15 protein-coding genes are annotated in these 22,124 nt (G+C 73.2%); 5 read left to right on the top strand and 10 right to left on the bottom strand.

The window, feature by feature from the left end:
• Positions 1-120: 120 nt before the first annotated feature.
• A complete protein-coding gene (locus ACLWS4_RS28115; protein ID WP_416875557.1) occupies positions 121-4,065 on the bottom strand; it encodes a hypothetical protein in 3,945 nt (1,314 codons plus the stop codon).
• 259 nt (positions 4,066-4,324) lie between these two features.
• Here ACLWS4_RS28115 and ACLWS4_RS28110 point away from each other — a divergent pair, with 259 nt between their 5' ends.
• A complete protein-coding gene (locus ACLWS4_RS28110) occupies positions 4,325-5,626 on the top strand; it encodes a cytochrome P450 (RefSeq protein ID WP_416875556.1) in 1,302 nt (433 codons plus the stop codon).
• 27 nt (positions 5,627-5,653) lie between these two features.
• On the opposite strand, the gene ACLWS4_RS28105 is transcribed toward ACLWS4_RS28110, so the two are convergent.
• Together ACLWS4_RS28105 and ACLWS4_RS28100 are read right to left on the bottom strand one after the other, a co-directional pair.
• On the bottom strand, positions 5,654-6,274 hold the full coding sequence (locus tag ACLWS4_RS28105; RefSeq protein ID WP_049650747.1) for an L-threonylcarbamoyladenylate synthase: 621 nt from the start codon (positions 6,272-6,274) through the stop codon (positions 5,654-5,656).
• A gap of 113 nt (positions 6,275-6,387) precedes the next feature.
• The gene (locus tag ACLWS4_RS28100) at positions 6,388-6,801 is read right to left on the bottom strand and encodes a Fur family transcriptional regulator (protein ID WP_117487014.1); all 414 of its coding nucleotides are present in this window, start codon (positions 6,799-6,801) and stop codon (positions 6,388-6,390) included.
• Between the two features lie 288 nt (positions 6,802-7,089).
• Here ACLWS4_RS28100 and katG point away from each other — a divergent pair, with 288 nt between their 5' ends.
• Entirely contained in the window at positions 7,090-9,306 is a 2,217-nt protein-coding gene (gene katG, locus ACLWS4_RS28095; RefSeq protein WP_416875555.1) for a catalase/peroxidase HPI, read from the top strand.
• Between the two features lie 72 nt (positions 9,307-9,378).
• Here katG and ACLWS4_RS28090 read toward each other — a convergent pair whose 3' ends face one another.
• Both ACLWS4_RS28090 and ACLWS4_RS28085 read right to left on the bottom strand, forming a co-directional pair.
• Positions 9,379-10,074: a response regulator gene (locus ACLWS4_RS28090; RefSeq protein ID WP_387966907.1), complete on the bottom strand. Its 696-nt coding sequence runs from the start codon at positions 10,072-10,074 to the stop codon at positions 9,379-9,381.
• Positions 10,071-11,315: a sensor histidine kinase gene (locus ACLWS4_RS28085; protein ID WP_416875554.1), complete on the bottom strand. Its 1,245-nt coding sequence runs from the start codon at positions 11,313-11,315 to the stop codon at positions 10,071-10,073. Before ACLWS4_RS28085 ends, ACLWS4_RS28090 begins: the two co-directional genes overlap by 4 nt.
• Positions 11,316-11,524: 209 nt before the next feature.
• On the opposite strand from ACLWS4_RS28085, the gene ACLWS4_RS28080 reads away from it, so the two are divergent.
• Both ACLWS4_RS28080 and ACLWS4_RS28075 read left to right on the top strand, forming a co-directional pair.
• Positions 11,525-12,292, top strand: a complete 768-nt coding sequence (locus ACLWS4_RS28080) for an ABC transporter ATP-binding protein (protein WP_416875553.1) — start codon at positions 11,525-11,527, stop codon at positions 12,290-12,292.
• Positions 12,289-14,667 (top strand): FtsX-like permease family protein, encoded by a 2,379-nt coding sequence (locus tag ACLWS4_RS28075; protein WP_416875552.1) that lies wholly within the window; start codon positions 12,289-12,291, stop codon positions 14,665-14,667. The genes ACLWS4_RS28080 and ACLWS4_RS28075 overlap by 4 nt, the downstream gene beginning before the upstream one ends.
• Before the next feature lie 51 nt (positions 14,668-14,718).
• Here ACLWS4_RS28075 and ACLWS4_RS28070 read toward each other — a convergent pair whose 3' ends face one another.
• From ACLWS4_RS28070 to ACLWS4_RS28050, 5 genes are all read right to left on the bottom strand, one after another.
• Entirely contained in the window at positions 14,719-15,219 is a 501-nt protein-coding gene (locus ACLWS4_RS28070) for a histidine kinase (protein ID WP_388045176.1), read from the bottom strand.
• Positions 15,220-15,300: 81 nt separating this feature from the next.
• Positions 15,301-15,765 (bottom strand): DUF6193 family natural product biosynthesis protein, encoded by a 465-nt coding sequence (locus tag ACLWS4_RS28065; protein WP_416875551.1) that lies wholly within the window; start codon positions 15,763-15,765, stop codon positions 15,301-15,303.
• Between the two features lie 157 nt (positions 15,766-15,922).
• The gene (locus ACLWS4_RS28060; RefSeq protein WP_416875550.1) at positions 15,923-16,960 is read right to left on the bottom strand and encodes a JmjC domain-containing protein; all 1,038 of its coding nucleotides are present in this window, start codon (positions 16,958-16,960) and stop codon (positions 15,923-15,925) included.
• Positions 16,961-17,026: 66 nt separating this feature from the next.
• The gene (locus ACLWS4_RS28055; RefSeq protein WP_416875549.1) at positions 17,027-18,073 is read right to left on the bottom strand and encodes a cytochrome P450; all 1,047 of its coding nucleotides are present in this window, start codon (positions 18,071-18,073) and stop codon (positions 17,027-17,029) included.
• Between the two features lie 539 nt (positions 18,074-18,612).
• Complete coding sequence (locus ACLWS4_RS28050; RefSeq protein ID WP_416875548.1) at positions 18,613-20,892, bottom strand: M9 family metallopeptidase; 2,280 nt, start codon at positions 20,890-20,892, stop codon at positions 18,613-18,615.
• A gap of 399 nt (positions 20,893-21,291) precedes the next feature.
• Between ACLWS4_RS28050 and ACLWS4_RS28045 the strand changes: the two genes are divergently transcribed.
• Positions 21,292-21,894 carry a superoxide dismutase gene (locus ACLWS4_RS28045; RefSeq protein WP_049649981.1) on the top strand — a complete coding sequence of 201 codons (603 nt, stop codon included), beginning with the start codon at positions 21,292-21,294 and terminating at the stop codon, positions 21,892-21,894.
• Positions 21,895-22,124 lie beyond the last annotated feature (230 nt).

Below are 22,124 nucleotides of genomic sequence, written 5' to 3'. Positions count from 1 at the left end.
GGGGCCCCCCCCCGCCGCCCGCCCCGCGCCCCCGCCCTCATTTTGGTGCGCCGCAACGGGCGGGGCGGGCCCCCCGGGGGTGGGGGCGCCACGGCAGCGTTCGTGACGGGCGGGACGGGGTCAGGCCGTGAAGTAGCCGCTCAGGTCGGCGATCACGTGGGTGTCACCCCAGTTGTTGAAGAACGTCACCCGGCCGTCCACGACCGGGACGACGACCAGGTTGGCCCTGGTCTGCCCGGCCGTGAAGTTGAGGTTCGACACGCCGGGGCGGTCGGTGCCGTGCGGGTAGACGATCAGGTGGCCGTCCGCCGTCGGCTCGGTGACCGTGACGTTGAGGACCACGGCGGTGACGCCGCTGACCGGCACGCCCTCCAGGCCCGTCACCTGCATGCTGACGATGCCGCCGCCGCTCACCGCTCCGGCTCGGGCGCCGACACCGTTGCGGGTGTCCAGCAGCCGGACGGGGGTGGTGGGGGAGTAGGTCGAGCCGGAGTCGCCGTAGTAGCCGGTGACGTCGGCGATCAGGTCGACGTCGCCCGCGCTGTTGCGCAGGTCGACCTTGCCGTTGACGACCGGGACCGTCACCAGGTTGGCGACGATCTTTCCGGCTTCGTAGTTGAGGTTGGAGACGTTCGGCAGGGGCCGGCCGTCGGGGTAGACGATGATGTGGCCGGAGCCGGTCGGGTTGACGGCGGTGACGTTCATGACGACGGCGGTGACGCCGGTCGCCGGGACGCCCTTGACGCCGGCTACCTGGAGGCTGACCACGCCGCCCGCGCCGACCCGCTGGGCGGGGGCGCCGGTGCCGTCCCGGGTGTCCAGGAAACGGGCCGGGGTGATCGGGGAGAAGGCCGATCCGGCGGCCCCGTCGGTGTAGTAGCCGGTGACGTCGGCGATCAGGTCGACGTCGCCCGCGCTGTTGCGCAGGTCGACCTTGCCGTTGACGACCGGGACCGTCACCAGGTTCGGGACGATCTTTCCGGCTTCGTAGTTGAGGTTGGAGACGTTCGGCAGCGGCTGGCCGTCGGGGTAGACGATGATGTGGCCGGAGCCGGTCGGGTTGACGGCGGTGACGTTCATGACGACGGCGGTGACGCCGGTCGCCGGGACGCCCTTGACGCCGGCCACCTGGAGGCTGACCACGCCGCCCGCGCCGACCCGCTGGGCGGGGGCGCCGGTGCCGTCCCGGGTGTCCAGGAAACGGGCCGGGGTGATCGGGACGAACCGGCTCTTGGACGGGGTGGTGGCGGCGGTGACGGTGAAGGCGTCGGGGAGCGAGACCCCGTAGACGCCGTCGAGTTCGATGTTGTACTTACCCGGCGCCAGGCTCCTGGTGTCGAGCAGCACGTCGAGCGCGGTGCCGTCGGCGTTCACCGAGACCGTCTCCAGGAACTGCGTGCCGGAGGCGCCGCTGCCCACCAGCTTCGCCTTGCTGCCCAGGGTCAGTCCGGAGCCCCGGATGACGGCCTGGACCCTCGTCCCGGCGGCCCCGGTGGAGGGGCTGACGGACGCCAGGAAGGGCCACGGCTGCGGTCGCGGGCAGGAGGAGTCGCAGGTGCCCTGCAAGCTGTACTCGACCGGCAGGTCCGAGGTACCGGGGGTGACGATCAGGACGGCCTGGCCGCCGTCGGCGGAGCTCAACGTCTGGCACCGGGCGCTGAACCCGCTGGAGTTGACGCACTGGTGGTCGTAGTAGTCACGGTTCCAGTGGGTGCCGCTCAGCAGGGTGACGGCGGGCTGCTGGCTGAAGGGGGCGCTGCTGGTGCCGGCGACGTTGAAGGACTGCGAGGGCTTCATGTCGACCACCGCGCAGTAGCCGGTCGAGTCCTCGGTGAACACCCCGCTGCGCTGCGGGAAGCCGTCGATCGAGACCGGGTGGGCGGTGCACTCCGGTGCCCAGCCGTCGGCGGTGCCGACCTTCCAGGTGTCCACGCTGGTGTGCAGGGGCTTGTCCTTGTAGCCGGCCGCGAACAGGACCATGGTGTACGAGGTAGTGCCGGTGACCAGGCAGCTGGTGCCCCACTGGGTGCAGACGTTCTTCCCTCCGGCGTCGAGCACGGCGGCGAGCACCCCCGGGCCGTACGCGTTCCTGCCCGGCCGCGAGCCGATCCAGAGCTTGTCCGCGGCTGCGGCGTCGACGCGGACGCACCGGGCGTCCAGGGCGGAGGTGAGGTCGAATCGGAGCGAGGGGCCGCCGACCGTCGTCGAGGACGGGGTGAGGCACTGTGCGCTCGGGGACGCGTCGCGCCGGGTGAGCTTGTAGCTGTCGGCCTCCCAGGTCCGGATCGGGATCAGCAGCGCGGTGTACGGGACGCCGTAGGTCAGGGCACAGGACTTGGCCGAGTTGCCGTAGGCGATGAACGAGCACGCCGGGCTGCCCGTACCGTCCACGACCGTGATCTCGGCGTTCAGCTGGTTCTTGAGGTTGCCGTAGTCGATCATCTCGGTGGTGGAGTGCTGGTCGGCGGGCAGGCTCAGACAGACGGCCTCCTGTGAGCCCTGGGGCATCGGGACCTCGACGCCCCAGCTGCCGTCGAACCCGGTCCGCGGCCAGGCGGTGCAGCCAGCGGTTTCCTCGGTCCGGTGGATCACCAGCGCGTATGCCTTGGATGGGGTGCCGGTCAGCACCACGCGGAACGGGGCGGTGCCGGTCAGGCGGCAGATGCCGGTCGTGTCGCCGATGTCGCACTGCTTGGCGCCCGAGGCGTCGACGACCCGCCCGCCGGCCGTGGTGCCGTCGGCGGGCGGCCGGTTGATCAGGTAGACGCCCTTTCCGGAGGCGGTCGGCAGAGTCAGGCAGAGCTGCTGGCCGGGCCCGCCGAAGGTACCGGTGGCCGGGCCGGCCGTCAGGCCGGTGTCGTTGGCCGCGACGCAGCCCCGGGTCTCCTTGGCGGAGTGGAACGCCAGGCCGAACGCGCTCACGGAGACCGCGTACGGGTCGACGGCCCAGGTGTAGTCACCGGGCGTCAGCTCGCAGGAGCCCTGGGGGCAGAGCCCGCCCTGCGGGGCCCCGTCGGCGGTGTACAGCCCGCCGGCGACGGAGCCGTCGCCCTGGAGGACCGTCCCGAACTCGTACTGTGCGGACTCCGGGACGCGCAGCGTGCGGCAGCGGGTGACCGGGGTCGGGTCCGGGGAGACGCCGAACGCCTGTGGCTCGACCAGCGTGCAGCCCTCCGGGCGGGAGAGCCGCGCCGCGAAGAAGTCGTACGTCAGGGCGGTGGCGTTGTAGCGCTGGGCGGTGATCCGGTACGGGGCGGTGCCGGTGAGGCGGCAGTCGGAGGAGGCCCACTTGTCGCAGACCGGGGTGCCCGTGGCGTCGTAGACGACGGTGGTGGCGCCCCGGAGGGTGGCTCCGGTGCGGAGCATGTCGCCGGCGGCGAGGCCGTTCACCTGGTAGCAGTCACCGGCCGAGCCGAGCGCCAGGTCGCCCTGGTACACGGTCGGGGCGCCGAGGGTGAGGTCGGCGGGGCCGATCGTGCGGCAGGCGGTGGTGGACCGCAGCGGCAGGTACGAGAGCGCGAGCGCGGTCGGCGCGCTGGTGACGGTGCCGACCTTCAGCGTGTACGTGCCGGCCCGGGTGGTGGCGCAGCGCAGGGACTGGCTGCTGCCCCAGCTCGGGCCGACCGGGTCGTCGCAGGTCACGGCGGTGCCGTCGGGGGCGACCACGGACGGGATCAGGGATCCCTGGGCGGCGGCGATCTGTACGAGCAGCAGGTCCTTCTGCTGTGGCAGGTCGATGCCGAAGGTGACGGTCCCGCTCTGGTCGACGGTGCAGCTCGCCACGGTGTTGGGCTGCAGCGCCGCCGGGCACGGGCCGCTCGGGTCGGCCTGCCGCAGCTGCTGGGCGAGGGCCTCCTGGTCGGCCTTCCGGTCCGGTGCGGCGGCGGCTGCGCTGCCCTCGCCCGCGGCCGGGTTCGGAGCCGCGGCCGGAGTCGAGGTCGGGTCCGGCTTGACGCCCGGGTCCGCCGGGGCGCCCGCCTGCGGCGAGGCGGTGGCGGCCGTCGGTGCGGCTCCCACGGCCTGGGCCGGGGCGGCCTGGCCCATCAGCGAGGCCAGGACGGTCAACAGGAGGGCTCCGGAGGCGGCTGCGCGGCCTCCTCCCCCTCGCTTTCGTCGTACTTGTCTGCCGATCGGCAGCACGTTCATCTACTCCCCCCACCTTGGACAGGTCGTGCGCACGGAAAGCGCACATGTGATCGAGCGGGCGGAGTCTAGCGGGGCGTACACGGCTGGTGCCACGGGATAGAAGGCCCTGACCAGCCGCTTCCGTTCCTCGTGCCGAAGCCGTTCCGGCCGCCGGTGGTGTGACGTACCGTCCGTCGGTATGGCCCTCGATCAGGCGCACGTGAACCAGCTCTTCCTCCCGGACACCTACGCGCACGGCGTGCCGTACGAACTCCTGCGGGAACTCCGCGAGTTCGCCCCCGTCTGCTGGGTCGAGGAGCCCCCCGTCGGCGGGTGGCCGGGTGGGCCGGGGTACTGGGCGGTGCTGCGGCACGCGGACGTGAAGCACGTGCTGCGCAGTCCCGAGCTGTTCTCCTCGCACCTGGGGGCCACGCAGATCCGTGACCCCGACTCCCCGGCGGACCTGGCGTTCGCGCGGGCGATGATGCTCAACCAGGACCCGCCCGACCACTCCCGGCTGCGCCGGATCGTCGCCGGGGCGTTCACCCCGCGCGCCCTGGCGGAGCTGGCCGGGGCGGTGGACGGGCGGGTGCGGGAGCTGGTGGAGGAGGTGCGTCCGGCCGGTCGTGCGGACTTCGTGCGGCTCGCCGCCGACCTGCCGGTGTGGACGCTGGCCCGGGTGATGGGTGTGCCGGAGCAGGACCGGGGGTTGCTGCTGGACTGGGCGAACCGGGTGATCGGCTACCAGGACGCCGACTACGCCCACTCCGGCACCGCCGAGCCGGCCGCGCTCACCGAACTCGGCCGTGCCGCGCTCGCCCGCCGTCCGACCAGCCGGACCTGCCCGGACGGCCGCCCGGTCAACCCCCGTTCCCGCGCCGCCCTGGCGGACATGTTCGCCTACGCCCACGGCCTGGCCCGGCGGCCCGCCCCGGGCGGCCTGCTCTCCCGGACGCTCGAAGCGGGGCTGACGGTCGAGGAGTTCGAGACGATGTTCTTCCTCTTCGCCGTCGCCGGGAACGAGACCGTCCGCAACGGCCTGCCCGGCGGCCTGTACGCCCTGCTGAGCCATCCGGAGCAGTACGAACTGCTATGCGGGAGACCGGAGTTGGTCCCCACCGCCGTCGAGGAGATGCTGCGCTGGTGGCCGCCCGTCATGGACTTCCGCCGCACCACGACGCGGGACGTGGAGCTGGGCGGCCGGGCGATCCGGCGGGGCGACAAGGTGGTGGTCTACCACGCCTCCGCGAACCGGGACGGGGCGGTGTTCCCCGACCCGGACCGGTTCGACGTCACCCGTAGCCCGAACGACCACGTGAGCTTCGGGTACGGCCCGCACTTCTGCCTCGGTGCCCAACTCGCCCGCCTGCAGCTGAGGTCGGCGCTGCGCTGCCTGGTCGAGCGGCTGCCGGGGCTCGGGCTCGTGCCGGGGCGGCCGCCGCGGCGGCTGGTCTCCAACTTCCAGAACGGGCTCAAGTCACTGTGGATCCAGTGGGGTTGAGACCGCCCTCCGGGTGCGCCCGGTGCGTCACTCGAAGCGCTCGGGGTCGCCGGCCCCGCGCCGGGTGATCTCCGCCTCGCCGCTGGAGAAGTCGACGACCGTCGTCGGCACCGTGCCGCAGTCGCCGGAGTCCAGCACGGCGTCCAGTTGGTGGTCGAGCCGCTCCTTGATCTCCCAGCCCTGGGTCATCGGCTCGTCCTCGCCGGGGAGGAGCAGGGTGCTGGAGACCAGGGGCTCGCCGAGCTCGGCGAGCAGGGCCCTGGTGACGACGTGGTCGGGGATCCTGACGCCGACCGTCTTCTTCTTCGGGTGCAGCAGGCGGCGCGGCACCTCCTTGGTGGCGGGGAGGATGAAGGTGTAGCTGCCCGGCGTCGCGGCCTTGATCGCGCGGAAGACGTTGTTGTCGATGTGGACGAACTGGCCCAGTTGGGCGAAGTCCATGCACATGAGGGTGAAGTGGTGGCGGTCGTCGAGGCGCCGGATCGACCGGATCCGTTCGAGGCCGTCGCGGTTGTCCAGCTGGCAGCCCAGGGCGAAACAGGAGTCGGTCGGGTACGCGATGAGGTCCCCGGAGCGGAGGCCGGCGGCCACGGAGCCGATGGTGCGCGGCTGGGGGGACTCTGGATGCACGTCGAAGTACTTCGCCATTGGTCGACCCTAAGCGATCCCGGCCCCCGACCGCTGCACGGCGGGCCAGCGGGTACGGGCAGCGGGTACGGCCAGCGGGTACGGGCAGGGCGGACGGCCGGCCGCCGGAGCGGTCAGCCCGCGCAGTCCGGGCACAGTCCCCGGTAGGTGACCTCCGCCTGCGCCACGACGAACCCGAAGCGCTGCTCGGCCGGCAGGTCGGCCAGCGGGTCGCCCTGCGGGTGGACGTCGCGGATGGCGCCGCAGCCCGTGCAGATCAGGTGCTGGTGCGGGTGGTGCGCGTTCGGGTCGTAGCGCTTGGCGCGCCCGTCGGTGGCGACCTCGACGACCTCACCCAGGGTGACCAGTTCGCCGAGCGTGTTGTAGACCGTCGCCCGGGAGATCTCCGGGAGGCGCTCGGCGGCCCGGGCGTGCACCTCGTCGGCGGTCAGGTGCACGTGCTCGCCGTCCAGGACCTCGGCCACGACACGCCGCTGGGAGGTGAGGCGCCAGCCGCGCCCGCGCAGCCGCTCCAGGAGGTCACTCATATCGGTTCACCTATTCAGGTAATGGGGAGGACCGGAGTTTACCAATGCGCTTCCGGTGCCCTCCGGATCCCGATCGGATATGGGCTTGGTGTCTTTCTTGACTTGGATTCCGTCCACCGTAGGATCGGCTCCGGCGCTAGCCTGGACAGCAGCAGCACGTGACTCCCGTCACCGCCGTACGCGGTGCCGAGCGGGAACACCACGGGGCGCACCAGGCCAGACCGCAGCAGTAGGTGCCTAGGTAGCAGATGAAGACACCGTGATCCGCCTTGTGAGGGAAGGATTCCCATGTCTGACAACCACGATGCAACCGGCGTAGAGGCGAACGCGGAGGGCTGCCCGGTGAACCACGGGCGCGCGCCGCACCCCACCCAGGGCGGCGGGAACCGCCAGTGGTGGCCGGAACGGCTCAATCTGAAGATCCTCGCGAAGAATCCCGCCGTGGCCAATCCGCTCGGCGCGGAGTTCGACTACGCCGAGGCCTTCAAGACCCTCGACCTCCCGGCCGTCAAGCGGGACATCCAGGAGGCCCTCACCACGTCGCGGGACTGGTGGCCGGCCGACTTCGGCTACTACGGCCCCTTCATCATCCGGATGGCCTGGCACAGCGCCGGCACCTACCGGATCAGCGACGGCCGCGGCGGCGCCGGCGGCGGCCAGCAGCGCTTCGCCCCGCTGAACAGCTGGCCGGACAACGCCAGCCTGGACAAGGCCCGCCGCCTGCTGTGGCCGGTGAAGAAGAAGTACGGGCGCGCCCTGTCCTGGGCCGACCTGATCATCCTGTCCGGCAACGTGGCCCTGGAGGGCATGGGCTTCCGGACCTTCGGCTTCGGCGGCGGCCGGGTCGACGAGTGGGAGCCGGACGAGGACGTCTACTGGGGCCCCGAGACCACCTGGCTCGGCGACGAGCGCTACACCGGCGACCGCCAGCTGGAGAACCCGCTGGCCGCCGTCCAGATGGGCCTGATCTACGTCAACCCCGAGGGCCCCAACGGCAACCCCGACCCGCTCGCCGCCGCCCGCGACATCCGCGAGACCTTCTACCGGATGGCGATGAACGATGAGGAGACCGTCGCGCTGATCGCCGGCGGCCACACCTTCGGCAAGACCCACGGCGCCGGCCCGGCCGACAACGTCGGCCCGGACCCCGAGGCCGCCCCCATGGAGCAGCAGGGCCTCGGCTGGAAGAGCAGCTTCCGCACCGGCGTGGGCGCCGACGCGATCACCAGCGGTCTGGAGGTCACCTGGACGGCCACCCCGATCACCTGGGACAACAGCTTCTTCGAGACGCTGTTCGGCTACGAGTGGGAGCTCACCAAGAGCCCGGCCGGCGCCTGGCAGTACAAGCCCAAGGACGGCGGCGGCGAGGGCACCGTGCCGGACGCACACGTCCCGGGCAAGCGGCACGCCCCGAACATGCTCACCACCGACCTCTCGCTGCGCTTCGACCCGGTCTACGAGCCGATCTCCCGGCGCTTCCTGGAGAACCCGGAGGAGTTCGCCGACGCCTTCGCCCGCGCCTGGTACAAGCTGACCCACCGCGACATGGGCCCGGTCGTCCGCTACCTCGGCCCGGAGGTCCCCGCCGAGCACCTGCTCTGGCAGGACCCGCTGCCGGAGGTCACCTACCAGCGGATCGGCGCGGCCGACGTCGCCGACCTCAAGCGGCGGATCACCGCCACCGGCCTGTCGGTGTCCGAGCTGGTCTCCACCGCCTGGGCGGCCGCCTCCTCGTTCCGCTCCAGCGACAAGCGCGGCGGCGCCAACGGCGGCCGCATCCGGCTCCAGCCGCAGATCGGCTGGGAGGTCAACGAGCCCGACCGGCTGGCCACGGTGCTGCGCGCCCTGGAGGGCGTCCAGCGGGAGTTCAACGCGCAGGCCGGCGGGAAGCAGGTCTCGCTCGCGGACCTGGTGGTGCTGGCCGGCGGCGTCGGCGTCGAGCAGGCCGCGAAGGCGGCCGGCCTGGCCGTCGAGGTGCCGTTCGAGCCCGGCCGGGTGGACGCGCCGCAGGAGCTGACCGACACCGAGTCCTTCGCCGCGCTGGAGCCCAAGGCGGACGGCTTCCGCAACTGGGTCGGCAAGGGCAACCGGCTGCCGGCCGAGTACCTGCTGCTCGACAAGGCCAACCTGCTGGGCGTCAGCGCCCCCGAGCTGACCGTGCTGGTCGGCGGCCTGCGCGTGCTGGGCGCCAACCACGGCGGGTCCGCGCACGGGGTGCTCACCGGGACGCCGGGCGTGCTGACGAACGACTACTTCGTCAACCTGCTGGACCTGGGCACCAGTTGGAAGGCCACCTCGGAGGACGCGCACACCTTCGAGGGCCGGGACGAGTCGGGCCGGGTGAAGTGGACCGGCACCCGCGCCGACCTGGTCTTCGGCTCGAACGCCGAACTGCGGGCCGTCGCCGAGGTGTACGCGAGCGACGACGCCAAGGAGAAGTTCGTCGAGGACTTCGTCGCGGCCTGGGCCAAGGTCATGAACGCGGACCGCTTCGACCTGGCGTGATCCGCACCCGCGGCTGACGCGGCCGGCACGGCGGGAGCCCGGGGGCGTCAACCCCCGGGATCCCGCCACGCGTTACCGCCCCTCGGCCGCGGACCCGACGCTGACCAGCCCGGTCTCGTACGCCGCGACCACCACCTGGGCCCGGTCCCGCAGGCCCAGCTTGCCGAGGATCCGGGCCACGTGCGTCTTCACCGTCGCCTCGGACAGCCCCAGCCGGGCGGCGAGTTCGGCGTTGCTGAGGCCGCGGGCGAGCAGCGCCATCACCTCCAGCTCGCGCGGGGTGAGCGTGCCCAGCTCCCGGTGCGGGGCGACGGCGGCGGCGCCCGGGTCGTCCGGGCGGGCGAAGCGCTCGACCAGGCGGCGGGTGATCGCCGGGGCGAGCAGTGCGTCCCCGGTGCGGACCAGCCGGACGGCGGCCGCCAGGTGCTCCGGGGTGACGTCCTTCAGCAGGAAGCCGCTGGCCCCGGCGGCCATCGCCGCGTAGACGTAGTGGTCGAGGTCGAAGGTGGTCAGCATGATGATCCGGGGCGGCTGCCGCGCCCCGTCCGCCAGGATCCGGCGGGCGGCCTCCAGCCCGTCCAGGCCGGGCATCCGGATGTCCAGCAGCACCACGTCCGGCCTGGTGCGCCGGACGGCGGCGACGGCCTGTTCGCCGTCCTCGGCCTCGGCCACCACGTCGATGCCCTCCGACTCCAGGATCAGCCGGAACCCGGTGCGGACCAGGGCCTGGTCGTCGGCGACCACCACCCGCAGCGGCTGCTCGTTCATGAACTCTCCAGGGGGACAAGGGCCTTGACGCGGTAGCCGCCGCGCGGCCGGGGGCCGGTGTGCAGGGTGCCGCCGTAGACGGCGAGGCGTTCGCGCAGGCCGAGCAGGCCGCGTCCGTTGCCGGTGGCGGCGGCGCCGGTGGGGCGGCCGCCGGTGTCGGTGACCTCGACCAGCAGCCGCTCGGGGGCGTACTCGACGGTCACCGCGGCGTCGGCGCCGGACGCGTGCTTGACGGTGTTGGTGAGCGCCTCCTGGACCACCCGGTAGGCGGCCAGCTCGACCCCGGGCGGGACGGGCCGGCGCTCGCCGCGGACGGTCAGCTCGACCGGCAGCCCGGCCTGCCGGACGCCGTGGACCAGCGCCTCCAGGCGGCCGAGGCCCGGCTGCGGGCTGAGGTCGGCCCCGGCGGCCGGGTCGCCGGCGCTCTCCGAGTCGATGGTCAACAGGCCCATCACGTGCCGCAGTTCGGTCATCGCCGCGCGCCCGCCGGACTCCACCGCGGCCATCGCCTCGCGGGCCTTGTCCGGGGCGGTGTCCAGGATCTTGCGGGCCGCCCCGGCCTGGATCGTCATCATGCTCACGTTGTGGGTGACGACGTCGTGCAACTCCCGGGCGATCCGGGCCCGTTCGAGCTCCACCGCGCGCTCCAGCGCGGCCAGCTGCCCGCGCTCCAGGGCGGAGAGCCGCTCCCGCCCCTCGTCCACCCGGCGGCGCCACATCCGCAGTTCGTAGGCGACCGCGAACACCGGCACCAGGACCAGGACGGCCATCACCCCGTTGGGGAAGTGCGGCAGCTTGGCCGCGGCGAAGAGCACCACGAGGGCGGCGGTCGCGGCCGGCAGGCTCAGCAGCAGGGCCGTCGCTCGGCGCCCGTACGCGGCGGCGCTGTACGCGGCGACGATCACCGCCACGCCCGCCGCGTACGCGATGTCCTCCGACTCGTGCCGGACCAGCAGCGCGGCGGGCAGGACCACCCAGAGCACCGCCAGCGGGTGGCGCCGGCGCAGCACCAGCGGCAGCGGGACGAGCGGCACCAGCAGCAGTAACAGGCCGTGCCGGTCCGGATGGCCGGGGTTCTGCGCGATGGTCGCGTAGCGCCCGCCGGTGAGCGCGAGGAAGAGGGCCAGGGCCAGGTCGAAGGCCAGGCCGCGCCGGGTCGGCCGGGGCGGCGGCGGTATGCCCGGGCCGCCGGCCAGCCGGACCGCCGCGCGCAGCCGCCGCACCGTCGGATGGTTGATCACCGGGACATTGTGGGGGCCGCGGGCGCCGGGGGACAGCCCCGCGGGTGGCGGGCGACGGGTACACCCGGCGACTACGTCGGAAGGATGACGTCGCGCCCGGGTCCGCCGGACGCGGTAGCGATGGTGCGGCGGACGGCTGACGCGGGCGCGGGCCGCCCGTTCGTACCTTCGTCCTCGTCACCAGGCGGGCAACGACGAGGAGCGGGGACATGAGCGGCGATCCGGTGATCGAACTGAACGGGGTGAGCCGTCACTACGAGGGCGCCCGGGCGGCCCTGGACGGGGTCACGCTGAGCGTGCGGGCGGGGGAGTCGGTGGCCGTGCTCGGCCCGTCCGGCAGCGGGAAGTCCACCCTGCTGAACCTGGTCGCCGGACTGGACCGGCCGAGCGCCGGGACGGTCACCGTGGCCGGGGTGCGGGTGGACCGGCTGGGCGAGGCGGCCTCGGCCCGCTACCGGCGCGGCACGATCGGCATGGTGTTCCAGTTCTTCAACCTGCTGGACGACCTCACCGTGGCCGACAACGTGGTGCTGGCCGGCGAACTGGCCGGCGTCCCGCGTGCCGAGGCCCGGCGTCGGGCCGCCGAACTGCTGGAGAGCCTCGGCATCGACCGGCATGCCCGCGCCCACCCGGGCCGGCTCTCCGGAGGTGAGCGCCAACGCGTCGCGGTGGCAAGGGCGTTGATGAACCGGCCGACACTGCTGCTGGCGGACGAGCCGACCGGGGCGCTGGACTCGGCCTCGGGCGAGGACGTCAAGGAGCTGTTCCGGGAACTGCACGAGGACGGGCAGACCGTCCTGCTCGTCACCCACGACCTGACCCTGGCCGTGGACTGCGCCACCCGCACCGTGCGGATGCGGGACGGCCGGGTCGAGGCGGACTCGGGTCCGGGGTCGACTTCGGGGCTGGACGTGGCTTCGGCTGCGGCCGGGGCTTCGACTTCGGGTACGGCTCCGGGCCCGGCGGTGACGGCATGAGCGCGCTCGGCAGGGTCGTCCGGGCCGGTGTGCGCAGGCGCCGGACGCAGTCCGTCGCGGTCGGGCTGGCCGCCCTGGTGGCCACCACCTGCTCCGTCCTCGGCGGCTCGCTGCTGGTCGCCTCCCAGGACCCCTTCGACCAGGCCTTCGACCACCAGCGCGGCGCCCACCTCACCGCGCGCTTCGACGGCGCCAGGGCGAGCGCCGACCAGCTCGCCGCCACCGCGCACGCCCCCGGGGTGGCGGCCGCGGCCGGGCCGTACCGCACCGTCACCGTCGACCCCGAGCCGGGCCCCGGCCTGGGCATGCCGCCCGGGGTGACGATGGGGCCGATGACCGTCGCCGGGCGTGGCTCGGCCGCCGTCGGCGTCGACAACGTCACCCTGGTCCAAGGGAGTTGGCCGCAGCGGCCGGGCGAGGTGGTAATCGACGCCGGATACCACGACCAGCCGAGGGGCCTGGGCGGCAGCCTGCGGGTGCCCGGCCTGCCGGGGGCGCCGACCCTCAAGGTCGTCGGCCTCGCCCGCTCCGTCAGCCGTACCGCCGACGCCTGGGTGACCCCGGAGACCGTCACCGCCCTCACCGCGCCCGGCAGCACCCCCGGCTACCAGATGCTCTACCGCTTCAGCGACGCCGGCAGCGCCGACGCCATGGCCGCCGACCGGGCCGCCGTCACCGCCGCCGCCCCCGCCGGGGCGCTCACCGGCGCCCAGTCCTGGCTCACCGCCAAACAGGGCTCGGACCGCAACACCGCGCTGTTCCTGCCCTTCATGGTCGCCTTCGGCCTGCTCGGCATGGCGATGTCCGTGCTGGTCGCGGGCAATGTGGTGGCCGGCGCGGTCGGCACCGCCACCCGCCGGATCGGCGTGCTCAAGGCGCTCGGCTGCACCCCCGCCCAGGTGGTGCGGGCGTACGTCGCCCAGGCGCTGGTCCCGGCCGCCGCCGGCACCCTGCTCGGGGTCGTCGTGGGCAACGCGCTGACCGTCCCGGTGCTCGCCACCACCGGCTCGCTGTACGGCACCGACACCTCCGGCCTCGCCCCCTGGGTGGACGTCGCGGTGGCCGGCGGCACCCTGGCCGCCGTCGCGCTGGTCGCCTGGGCCGCCGCCGCCCGGGCCGGCCGGCTGCGCACGGTGGACGCGCTCGCCGTCGGCCGGACCGCGGGCGGCACCCGGCGGGACGTCCTGGCCGCCCGCGCCGCCGCGCTGGCCGCCCGGCTGCCGCTGCCCCGGCCGCTCAGCCTCGGCCTCGCCCAGCCCTTCGCCCGCCCGGCCCGCGCGGCCGGAATGCTCGCGGCGGTGCTGTTCGGCACGGCGGCGGCCGTCTTCGCGGTGGGCATGGGCGGGACGATGAGCTGGGTGCAGGAGGCGAAGACCCGCGACGCGGGGGACGTCGCGGTGCACCCGGTCCGGCCGGACGGCCCGCCCGGAACGGCGCCGGCCGGGCCCGTCCCGGCCGACCGGGCCGTGGTCACCGCCGCACTGGACGCCCAGCCGGGCACCGCCGGGTACCTCGGCAACGGCACCGAGGACGTCACCGTCCCCGGGGTGGCCGGCGCCACCACGGTGACCGCCTTCGACGGCGACTCCTCCCGGGCGGGCTACAAGATGGTCAGCGGCCGCTGGTACCGGGGCCCGGGCGAGGCCGTCGCCCCGTCCACCTTCCTGACCGAGGCCTCCGTCAACCTCGGAGACCAGGTGACCTTCACGACCCACGGCCGGGCCGTCACCGTCCGGATCGTCGGCGAGGTCTTCGACCCGCACGTGCAGACCAACGAACTGCTCACTGACGCCGGCAGCTACCCGCCCGGCACGGCCCCGACCCCCGACTTCTGGTTCGTCAAGCTGAAGCCGGGCACCGACCGCGCCGGTTACGCCGCCGCCCTCACCGCCGCGCTCGCCCCGGCACACATGACCGCCGACACCGGCGGGCCGCACGGCTCCAGCGGCTCGATCGCCGCCCTGAACTCGCTCACCGCCACGCTCACCCTGCTGCTGCTCGTGGTCGCGGGGCTCGGGGTGTTCAACACCGTCGTCCTGGAGATCCGCGAGCGCACCCGGGACACCGGCGTCGCCAAGGCGCTCGGCATGACCCCGGCCCAGACCGTGGGCGTCGTCCTCGCCTCGGTCCTGCTGACCGGTGCCGTCGGCGGCGCGATCGGCCTGCCGGTGGGGCTGCTGCTGCACGGCCTGACGGTGCCCGCGATGGGCCGCAGCGCCGGGCTGAACTTCCCGCCCGCCGCGCTGGACGTCTTCGGCACCCCGGCGCTGGTCCTGCTCGGCCTCGGCGGGGTGCCGATCGCCCTGCTCGGCGCGCTGCTCCCGGCCGTACGGGCGGCGCGGGCACGCACCGTGGACGCGCTACGGGCGGAGTGACGGCGGGGGCCGTACGGAACCGGACGCCCGGTCCCGTACGGCCCCCGCGGCTCAGGAGGCCCCCGCGTCGTCCGCCTTCTGCTCGGCCGCCCGGACCCGCTCGGCGAACTCGCGCGCGTCGATCCGCTCGACCGAGGCCCCGTGCCGGGCGGCCAGCTCGTCCGCCGGGGCGGGCGAGGACTCCCGGAGCTCCACGGCGAGCAGCGCCCCGCCGTCCGGCACCCGGGGCGAGAGCATGATCAGCCCGGCGCCGCCCTCGCTCGCCTGGTGCTCCTCGGCCGCGTTGCCGAGCGCCGCGCCGGCCGCGAAGCCCAGCAGCACGCCGACCGGCCCGCCGAGCAGCCCGATCAGGCCGCCCAGCACACCCGAGCCGACGGTCGCCACCCCCGCGCCCCGGGTGAAGGTGTCCGCGACCTCCAGCAGCCCGTCGGCGCTGCGCTCCATCGCCGCCACCATCCGCAGGCCCGGCAGGTGCTGCGCCTCGTCGAAGGCCGGGCGCCAGGCGGCGGCGTCGGGGAAGGTCAGCAGGACGACGTTGTGCTGGTCGCTCATCGCGCTCCGATCGGGCCGGGGCCGGAGGTGGCCGGGCTTCCATCGTGACCCCCGGTGCGGGGCGCTGCCACCCCGGCGGCCTCAGCGCGGTTCGTCCGCCGGGTGGTTGAACACCGGCCCGAGGTCCGGCGGGAGGTGTTCGACGAGCAGGGCGACGGCCTCCTCCGGGGTGGCGGGCGTGCCGAGCACCCCGGCGCCGCCCTGGCCGCGGACCTGGTAGCCGCCGCCGTCCAGCGGAACGGCGAACGGTACGCCCGCGGCGGTCCACGGGGCCGAGGTCGACAGGCTGAAGTGCAGGTCGTGGTGGCTGGTCCAGGGGAAGAGCCGGCCCAGCCGTGGCTCGGCGCGGGCGGCCTTCAGCAGCCGCACCAGGCCGTCGTGGCAGCTGCCGGGGCCGTGCCCGATGTCCTGCTGGAGCCATTCCCAGGACAGGACGATCCCCTCCCAGCGGGCCTCCACCGCGGCCTCGGGACCGATCGCGCGGGCGGCGGCGACGTCCGGCAGGACGGGCTTGGGCAGGACGTCCCTCTGATCTTCTGATCGCATGGTGAGCAGTCTGCCCCAGCGCTGCCCGGAACGGAGAGGGTCGTCGAGTCGGGGCGGCTTCGCTGGTCGAACGTCAGTCAGTCCGAGGCATCCTGTCGGTCGATCAGATCATCGAGGCGGATTCCTCGCACCGGGCTGTCGCTGCCGTCGCCGCAGGCTACCCGGCCGCTCCGCGCAGGCGGCGCCAGGTGCGGCCGACGGAGGCGAGCCCGGAGCGGCCGTCGGCGGGGGTGGCGGACTCCCAGGTGCGGGCGGCCTCGGTGAGGGTTTCCGCGGGTTCGGCCGGGGCTGCCGGGGCGTGGGGGGTGCCGGTCCGGGCGGCGCGGGCGGCGCGCAGGAGGTCCTCCGGTCCGAGCGCGTCGAGCCTCGTCCGGGCGTGGGCGAGCAGGGCGGCGCAGGCGTCGGTGATCGCTGGCTCGCCGAGCGGGCGGGCGGGCAGGCCGAGGCCTTCGGCCAACTGCCCTTCCAGGGCGGTGCGCAGGTCCTGGACGGAGAGGTCGCGGACGGTCAGCGACAGGTGGGCGGACAGGCCCCCGGCGCCGACCGCCCGGTGGGCGAAGCCGCGCGGGATGTAGAGCACGCCGCCGGGTTCCAGGACGCCGTGCAGGCGCAGCGGGGAGCGCTCGTCCTCGGGGAGTTCGCCGAGCCGCCAGTCCGCCGTCGTCGGCGCGTCGTGGACGTACCAGGTCTTGCGTCCGGCGGCCTGGAGGACGAACACGTCGGCGTCGTCGCGGTGCACGGCGAGGCCCTGGGCGCCGGCCGGGGTGACGAAGAAGAAGGCCTCCACCCGCCGGTCGAGCTCCTCGGACAGTCGGGCCACCAGTTCGCCGGTCGGGCGGTGCCACTGGTCGACGCAGCGCAGCAGCAGGGTCGCCCCGCGGCGCAGCTGGGCGAGCACCTTCGCGCGGTCCGCGAAGCCGTGGTGCGCCGTGCCGTTGACGGTGCGCGAGGTGGTGAAGGCCTCCGGCGGGATGGTCACCTTGTCGGAGCGGACCATCTCCAGGTAGGGCGTGCGCAGCAGCCCGCCGTCGAAGGCGGCGTCGAGTTCGTCGAGGTCGAAGGGCGAGGCGGGCGCAGCGGGCGAGGCGGGCGCCTCCGGGGCCTTCCGGGGGAAGAGCGCGGGCTCGCGCTGCCACTGGCGGCCGGTGAAGCCGTCGACGTCGCCGACCCAGTCGGCCAGTGTGGGCGATTCCATGGTGTGTCCCGTGGTGTCAGGGGTCTTCCGGGGCGGCGGGGGTGTTCCGGAGGCGGCGCCGGGGCGTCAGGCCCGGACCCGCGCCTCGAACCGTACGGCGAGCAGGGAGCGCAGCGGCACCTGCGCGTCCTGCCGCGGGCTGTGGACGACCAGCCGGTTGTCCAGGGCCGCGGTCAGCAGCTGCTCGGCCAGCGGCACGATCAGGTGCTTGGCCCAGCAGCGGGCGCCGTCGAAGCCGAAGGGCATGAACCCGGGTGTCTTCTCCGGGTCCGCGACGCCGTCCCAGCGCTCGGGGCGGAAGTCCAGCGGGTCGGACCAGTAGTCGGGGTGGCGGTGCATCAGCAGCGGGAAGAGCGCGACGTCGTCCTCGGGCCGGATCTCGGGGTGGAGTTCGGTGTACGCCGCGCCGCCGTTGCGGTAGAGCATCCAGGCGGGCGGGAGCAGGCGCAGGGTCTCCCAGAGGACGTCGGTGAGCTCGGCGCGGTGCTCCGGCCGGTCCCGTTCCGGGCCCATGAGCCACAGGGCGTTGCCGGCCAGGGCGGCCACGCCGTCGCAGAGGGTGGCCGTCGCCCGCCGGTACATCGCGATGGCCTGCTTGCGTTCCAGCGTCTCGTCGGCGCCGCGGATCAGTCCGGCCAGTTCGGTGCCCCCGTCCTGGTCGGCCGAGCCGGGCCAGGCGGTGACGGCGCGGTCGACGAGCCGGGAGAGGGTGTCGGAGCGGGTGATGCCGCGCTTCGACAGCAGGGAGACCGGCAGCGGGTCGTCGGAGAACAGCCAGCGGCGCAGGTAGGAGGTGCCCGCGTAGGGCCAGGAGCCGGCCATGCCGCGCGCCGGGGGCGGCGGCTTGCGGATGCCCGCCATGGCGTCCTGCCCCAGTGCGCGGATGGTGCGCGTCGCGCTGTCGTGGGGGATGTCGGAGCCGGCGGCGGGCTTGTAGACCGATCGCTCGGTGGAAAGGACGGGGCGGGCCGCGACGATTTCGGCCATCAGCCGGGAGTCCGAGACGCCGACCTTCGACGGGTCGATCCGGAACACCTTCTCGTCCCTGGCCAGCAGCTCCTGAATCCTCGGGGCGAACACGAGGGAACGGCTGCGCGCGGTTGCCGTCGCCATTTCTTCCACGGGAATCCGGCCTCCAATGCGAAATGGCAGGTCAGTGTGTTCGGCGTGGCGCGCGGAGGAATCCCGGACGCGCCGTGGCGCCGGCGGGGGCACGGCCGACCCGGCCCCCGCCAGCGGCTGGACACGTTAGATAACGTGCAGCACCCACGCGTGGTTCGCGAGGTCGTCGTTCTTCTTGAACTTCTTGACGAGCGCCTTGACCATCTTCATGACTAACTCTCCATTCCGGGGATTGGCGGGTGTGGCGAGAATGCCGCACCCGAGCCGTCAGAGATATTCGGCATTCCGTTGCCGGAGGCCGAACCGGTTGATCTGTTCATGGACACTAACCGAAACTTCGCCGCCCGGACACCCCCTCGGCAGAGGAATATGCGATCTCTTACGGGCCGTTGACGGCCTATTCGATGGCCGAATCGTTATAACCCCTGGATATCCCCGGGCGGGGGGGTCGGAACGGGAAAGCGAAAGGGCCCCGCGAAGTCGCGGGGCCCTGCTGCCTGCGGCAGTCGGTCGGTCGTGGGGCGTCGGTGTCAGTTGTAGGTCGTGGTGACCGTGACGCCGCCGAAGCCCTGCTGGGCGTAGAGGCTGAAGAAGACGTAGCCGGCCGGCGGGTTGGTGATGGTCAGGGTCTCACCGTTGCCGCCGGTGGCGGACTTGGCCGTGGCGGAGCCGGTGGTGGCCCAGGAGCCGGCGTTGTAGTAGAGGTCGGCGTTGCCGGTGCCCCCGCTGGTGGTGATGGTCAGCTGCTTCACGCCGGCCGGCAGGTTCAGGAAGCTGTAGCTGTAGTTCCCGGTGGTGGCGGCGACGTTGTCGCGGCGGCAGTTCTTGTCGTACTGCCGGGCGTCGGTGGCGGTGCAGAGCGGGGCCTTGGGCTGCTCGGTGGTGGGCAGCGAGCCGCAGTTGTCGGCGGCGCAGGCCTTGAGCCAGGTGGCGAAGTCGGCGTCGTACGCGGTGCCGATGGTGGTCTTCAGCAGGGTGCGGGCGCCGTTCCAGTCACCGGCGCGGTACTTGGCGAGCAGCGCGTCGACGTCCTGCGGGTGCGACTGGAGCATGTAGCGGACGGCCAGGTAGCCCCAGTTGTAGATCCGGGTGGAGTCCGCGTTGTCGTAGGTGGTGTCGAACAGGGTGCTCAGCGCGTAGGTGCCCTTGCCGGCCTGGGCGACCGCGTCGTCGTAGTGGGCGCCGCGGTAGCTGTAGGAGACGTACTCGGCGAGGCCCTCGACCCACCAGATGGTCGGGGTGGTCATGCCGGCCTCGAAGTCGCCGTACATGTCGTAGCGGCCGTCGAGGTAGTGGGTGTACTCGTGGTTGAGGTTCCAGATCTGGAACTGGGGGCGCAGCCAGGAGGCCTCGTGGGCGATGAAGCGGGCCTGGTTGCCGACCGTGGCCGGGTTGCCCTCCTCGTACATGCCGCCGTTGTCGACGTCGATCTTGTACATCTCCCAGGCGTACAGGCTGTAGTTGTAGTAGTCGTCGAAGACGACGACCTCGAGGTTGGTGTTGTTGTCGTTCGGGACCGGGCCGTTGTCCTTGACCACCTTGTGGAAGAACGCGTCCTGGTTGACCAGGCTGGTGCAGGTGTCGGCGAGCTGCTGCGCGGTCATGTCCTGGGCGCGGATGCGCAGGTTGGCGTTGCAGGTGTGGTCGACGGTGAGCACCAGCGGCACGAGCTTGGCCGGGACGTCACAGGTGCCGTAGTAGGAGCAGTTGCCGGCGTCCTTCTTCTCCGTGAACCAGAGCAGGTTCATGGTGAGCGGACCGGTGTTGCCGACCAGCGGGTAGCGGTTGATCAGGTCCTTGACGATCGGCCGGCCCTGGGCGCGCAGCGCGTCGTTGGCGACCAGGTTGCCGAGCTGGATGCCGATCTTGGTGACGGTGTCGCCGCCGTTGAGCTGGCCGCTGTTGCGGGTGACGAAGGACGACACGGTGGTCGCGAAGGTCGGGTCGGCCTGGAGGGCGGAGACGAACTCCGGCAGGTCGAAGCCGCGCTCGATGACGGTCTCGGTGTTGGCCACGGCGGTGGCCATCGTGGCGGGCCAGCTGCCGGTGTAGTCGTTCAGCAGCCGCTTGACGACGCCGGTGTAGCGGGCGTTCTCCTGGGCGCTGTCGATCAGGGTGACGGCCTCGGCGAGGGTGGCACCGTTGGCGTCGGTGGCGTCCTTGCTGTGCGGGGCGGCGTAGAAGGCGTCCAGCGCACCGCGGATGGCGGTCTGGAGGCCGGTGCCGTACGGGCCCACGACGTCCTTGTTGTACCACTGCACGTAGTAGCCGGCCCGCAGGAAGAGCACCAGCTGCCCGGCGGAGGTGGAGTTGTCGCCGGGGTAGGTGGCGGCGGTGTCGCGCAGGGCGTTGGCGACGGTCACCATCTGGGCCTCGTTGAAGGCACCCTTGGCGTCGTTGCCGGTCAGCGTGAACAGGGTGTTGACGCAGTCGAGCCCGGCCCCCTTGACCTGCTGGACCAGCGCGGCACCGGACTTGCCGGTGAAGGCGGAGACGTCGCAGGCGGCGGCGGTGAGCGCCCGTGCCGACCTGGCGGCGCCGACGGTGCTGCCCGCCGTCGGGGCGGTGGCCTTGGCCTGCGGGTCCGAGACCAGCGGACGGGCGTCCTTGGGGGTGTCGGGGGACTTGGGCACCGGGATCGTGCGCGGTGCGGCGGTCTGGCCGGCCGAGGTGGCGGGCTGACCGGCCGGGGCGGCCGCGGGGGCGGCGGCCTGCGCCGCGGGTGCGAACAGGCCGAGCGAGAGGAGGAGGGCGGTGCCGAGCGCAGGGAGTCTGCGCGCGCCGTCCTTCGCTATCGAGGAGGGACGCATCTGTGGGGGCCTCCGGGGCCGTTGAGGGTGGGGGTGGCCGCGCTGCGTGGGGCGCACGGGCCTTGCTGTGTGACATGTAAAATGGCACAACGGCGAACACGGAGGGAAGCCCCGGGAACGGATTGCCGGTCTACGAGACCGAAACGTTGCCGGAGGGGCGCCGGTGCGGCGGAGTGACGGGCCGCCGGGGTGACGGGGCGTACGGGCCGGGCAGGCCGGACGGGTCGGGCGTGCGGGGCGAGTCGGCTGGGCCGGACGGGTGGTCAGCGGCGGTCATTGTGCCCGACGGGACGTGCGGGAATAAGCAGGAGCCCATGCTTCGTTCTTGCAACTGATACGCAATAGTGTTGTCCCGGCACGATCACCACCGTTCAACCCGCCGAAAGGGGCCGTGTCCTGATGGGCACCTACACGCTTCCCGACCTGCCGTACGACTACTCCGCGCTGGAGCGGGCGATGTCGGCCGAGATCCTGGAGCTGCACCACTCCAAGCACCACGCCGCGTACGTCAAGGGCGCCAACGACACCCTGGACCAGCTGGCCGAGGCCCGCGACAAGGAGCAGTTCGGCGGCCTGGTCGGCCTGCAGAAGACCTTCGCGTTCCACCTGTCGGGCCACGTGCTGCACTCGCTGTTCTGGCAGAACCTCTCGCCCGAGGGCGGCGACCGCCCCGAGGGCGAGCTGGCCGACGCCATCACCGAGCACTTCGGCAGCTTCGACGCCTTCAAGAAGCAGCTCACCACCGCCACCACCGGCGTGCAGGGCTCCGGCTGGGGCATCCTGTCCTGGGAGCCGCTCGGCCAGCGCCTGATCGTCGAGCAGGTCTACGACCACCACGGCAACGTCGGCCAGGGCACCACCCCGCTGCTGGCCTTCGACGCCTGGGAGCACGCCTACTACCTGCAGTACCGCAACGTCCGCCCGGACTACGTCACCCGCCTGTGGGACGTCGTCAACTGGCAGGACGTCTCGGACCGCTTCGCGGCCGTCAAGAGCGCCTGACCCGGTTCGGGTGACGGAGGGCCCCGGACCGGTCGGGCGGTCCGGGGCCCTCCCCTTGCGCCCCAAGGGGCGTCCCGCGCGGGCGGGTTGACGCCGGGCGCGGCCGACGCCCCGGCGGACCGGTGATTGCACCGTTCCGCTCGCTCGATTCAACCCGGCGTTCGCCCGCGGGCCGCATACGGTCCGTATGCTCGGGCCACTGTCGGTGACCGGCGGTCGACGGCCGCCCG

Source organism: Kitasatospora sp. SC0581, assembly GCF_048159585.1.
Taxonomy (GTDB): domain Bacteria; phylum Actinomycetota; class Actinomycetes; order Streptomycetales; family Streptomycetaceae; genus Kitasatospora.
Note: the sequence above shows the minus strand (reverse complement) of the source record. Positions and strands in the feature narration are given on the sequence as shown.

Excerpts from the sequence above, each read along its gene's own strand:
- ACLWS4_RS28050 (WP_416875548.1), bottom strand. The coding sequence starts at position 20,892 with ATGCGTCCCTCCTCGATAGCGAAGGACGGCGCGCGCAGACTCCCTGCG.
- ACLWS4_RS28070 (WP_388045176.1), bottom strand. The coding sequence starts at position 15,219 with ATGAGCGACCAGCACAACGTCGTCCTGCTGACCTTCCCCGACGCCGCC.
- ACLWS4_RS28060 (WP_416875550.1), bottom strand. The coding sequence starts at position 16,960 with ATGGAATCGCCCACACTGGCCGACTGGGTCGGCGACGTCGACGGCTTC.
- ACLWS4_RS28075 (WP_416875552.1), top strand. The coding sequence starts at position 12,289 with ATGAGCGCGCTCGGCAGGGTCGTCCGGGCCGGTGTGCGCAGGCGCCGG.
- ACLWS4_RS28045 (WP_049649981.1), top strand. The coding sequence starts at position 21,292 with ATGGGCACCTACACGCTTCCCGACCTGCCGTACGACTACTCCGCGCTG.
- ACLWS4_RS28100 (WP_117487014.1), bottom strand. The coding sequence starts at position 6,801 with ATGAGTGACCTCCTGGAGCGGCTGCGCGGGCGCGGCTGGCGCCTCACC.
- ACLWS4_RS28090 (WP_387966907.1), bottom strand. The coding sequence starts at position 10,074 with ATGAACGAGCAGCCGCTGCGGGTGGTGGTCGCCGACGACCAGGCCCTG.
- katG (WP_416875555.1), top strand. The coding sequence starts at position 7,090 with ATGTCTGACAACCACGATGCAACCGGCGTAGAGGCGAACGCGGAGGGC.
- ACLWS4_RS28110 (WP_416875556.1), top strand. The coding sequence starts at position 4,325 with ATGGCCCTCGATCAGGCGCACGTGAACCAGCTCTTCCTCCCGGACACC.
- ACLWS4_RS28105 (WP_049650747.1), bottom strand. The coding sequence starts at position 6,274 with ATGGCGAAGTACTTCGACGTGCATCCAGAGTCCCCCCAGCCGCGCACC.
- ACLWS4_RS28055 (WP_416875549.1), bottom strand. The coding sequence starts at position 18,073 with ATGGCGACGGCAACCGCGCGCAGCCGTTCCCTCGTGTTCGCCCCGAGG.
- ACLWS4_RS28080 (WP_416875553.1), top strand. The coding sequence starts at position 11,525 with ATGAGCGGCGATCCGGTGATCGAACTGAACGGGGTGAGCCGTCACTAC.
- ACLWS4_RS28065 (WP_416875551.1), bottom strand. The coding sequence starts at position 15,765 with ATGCGATCAGAAGATCAGAGGGACGTCCTGCCCAAGCCCGTCCTGCCG.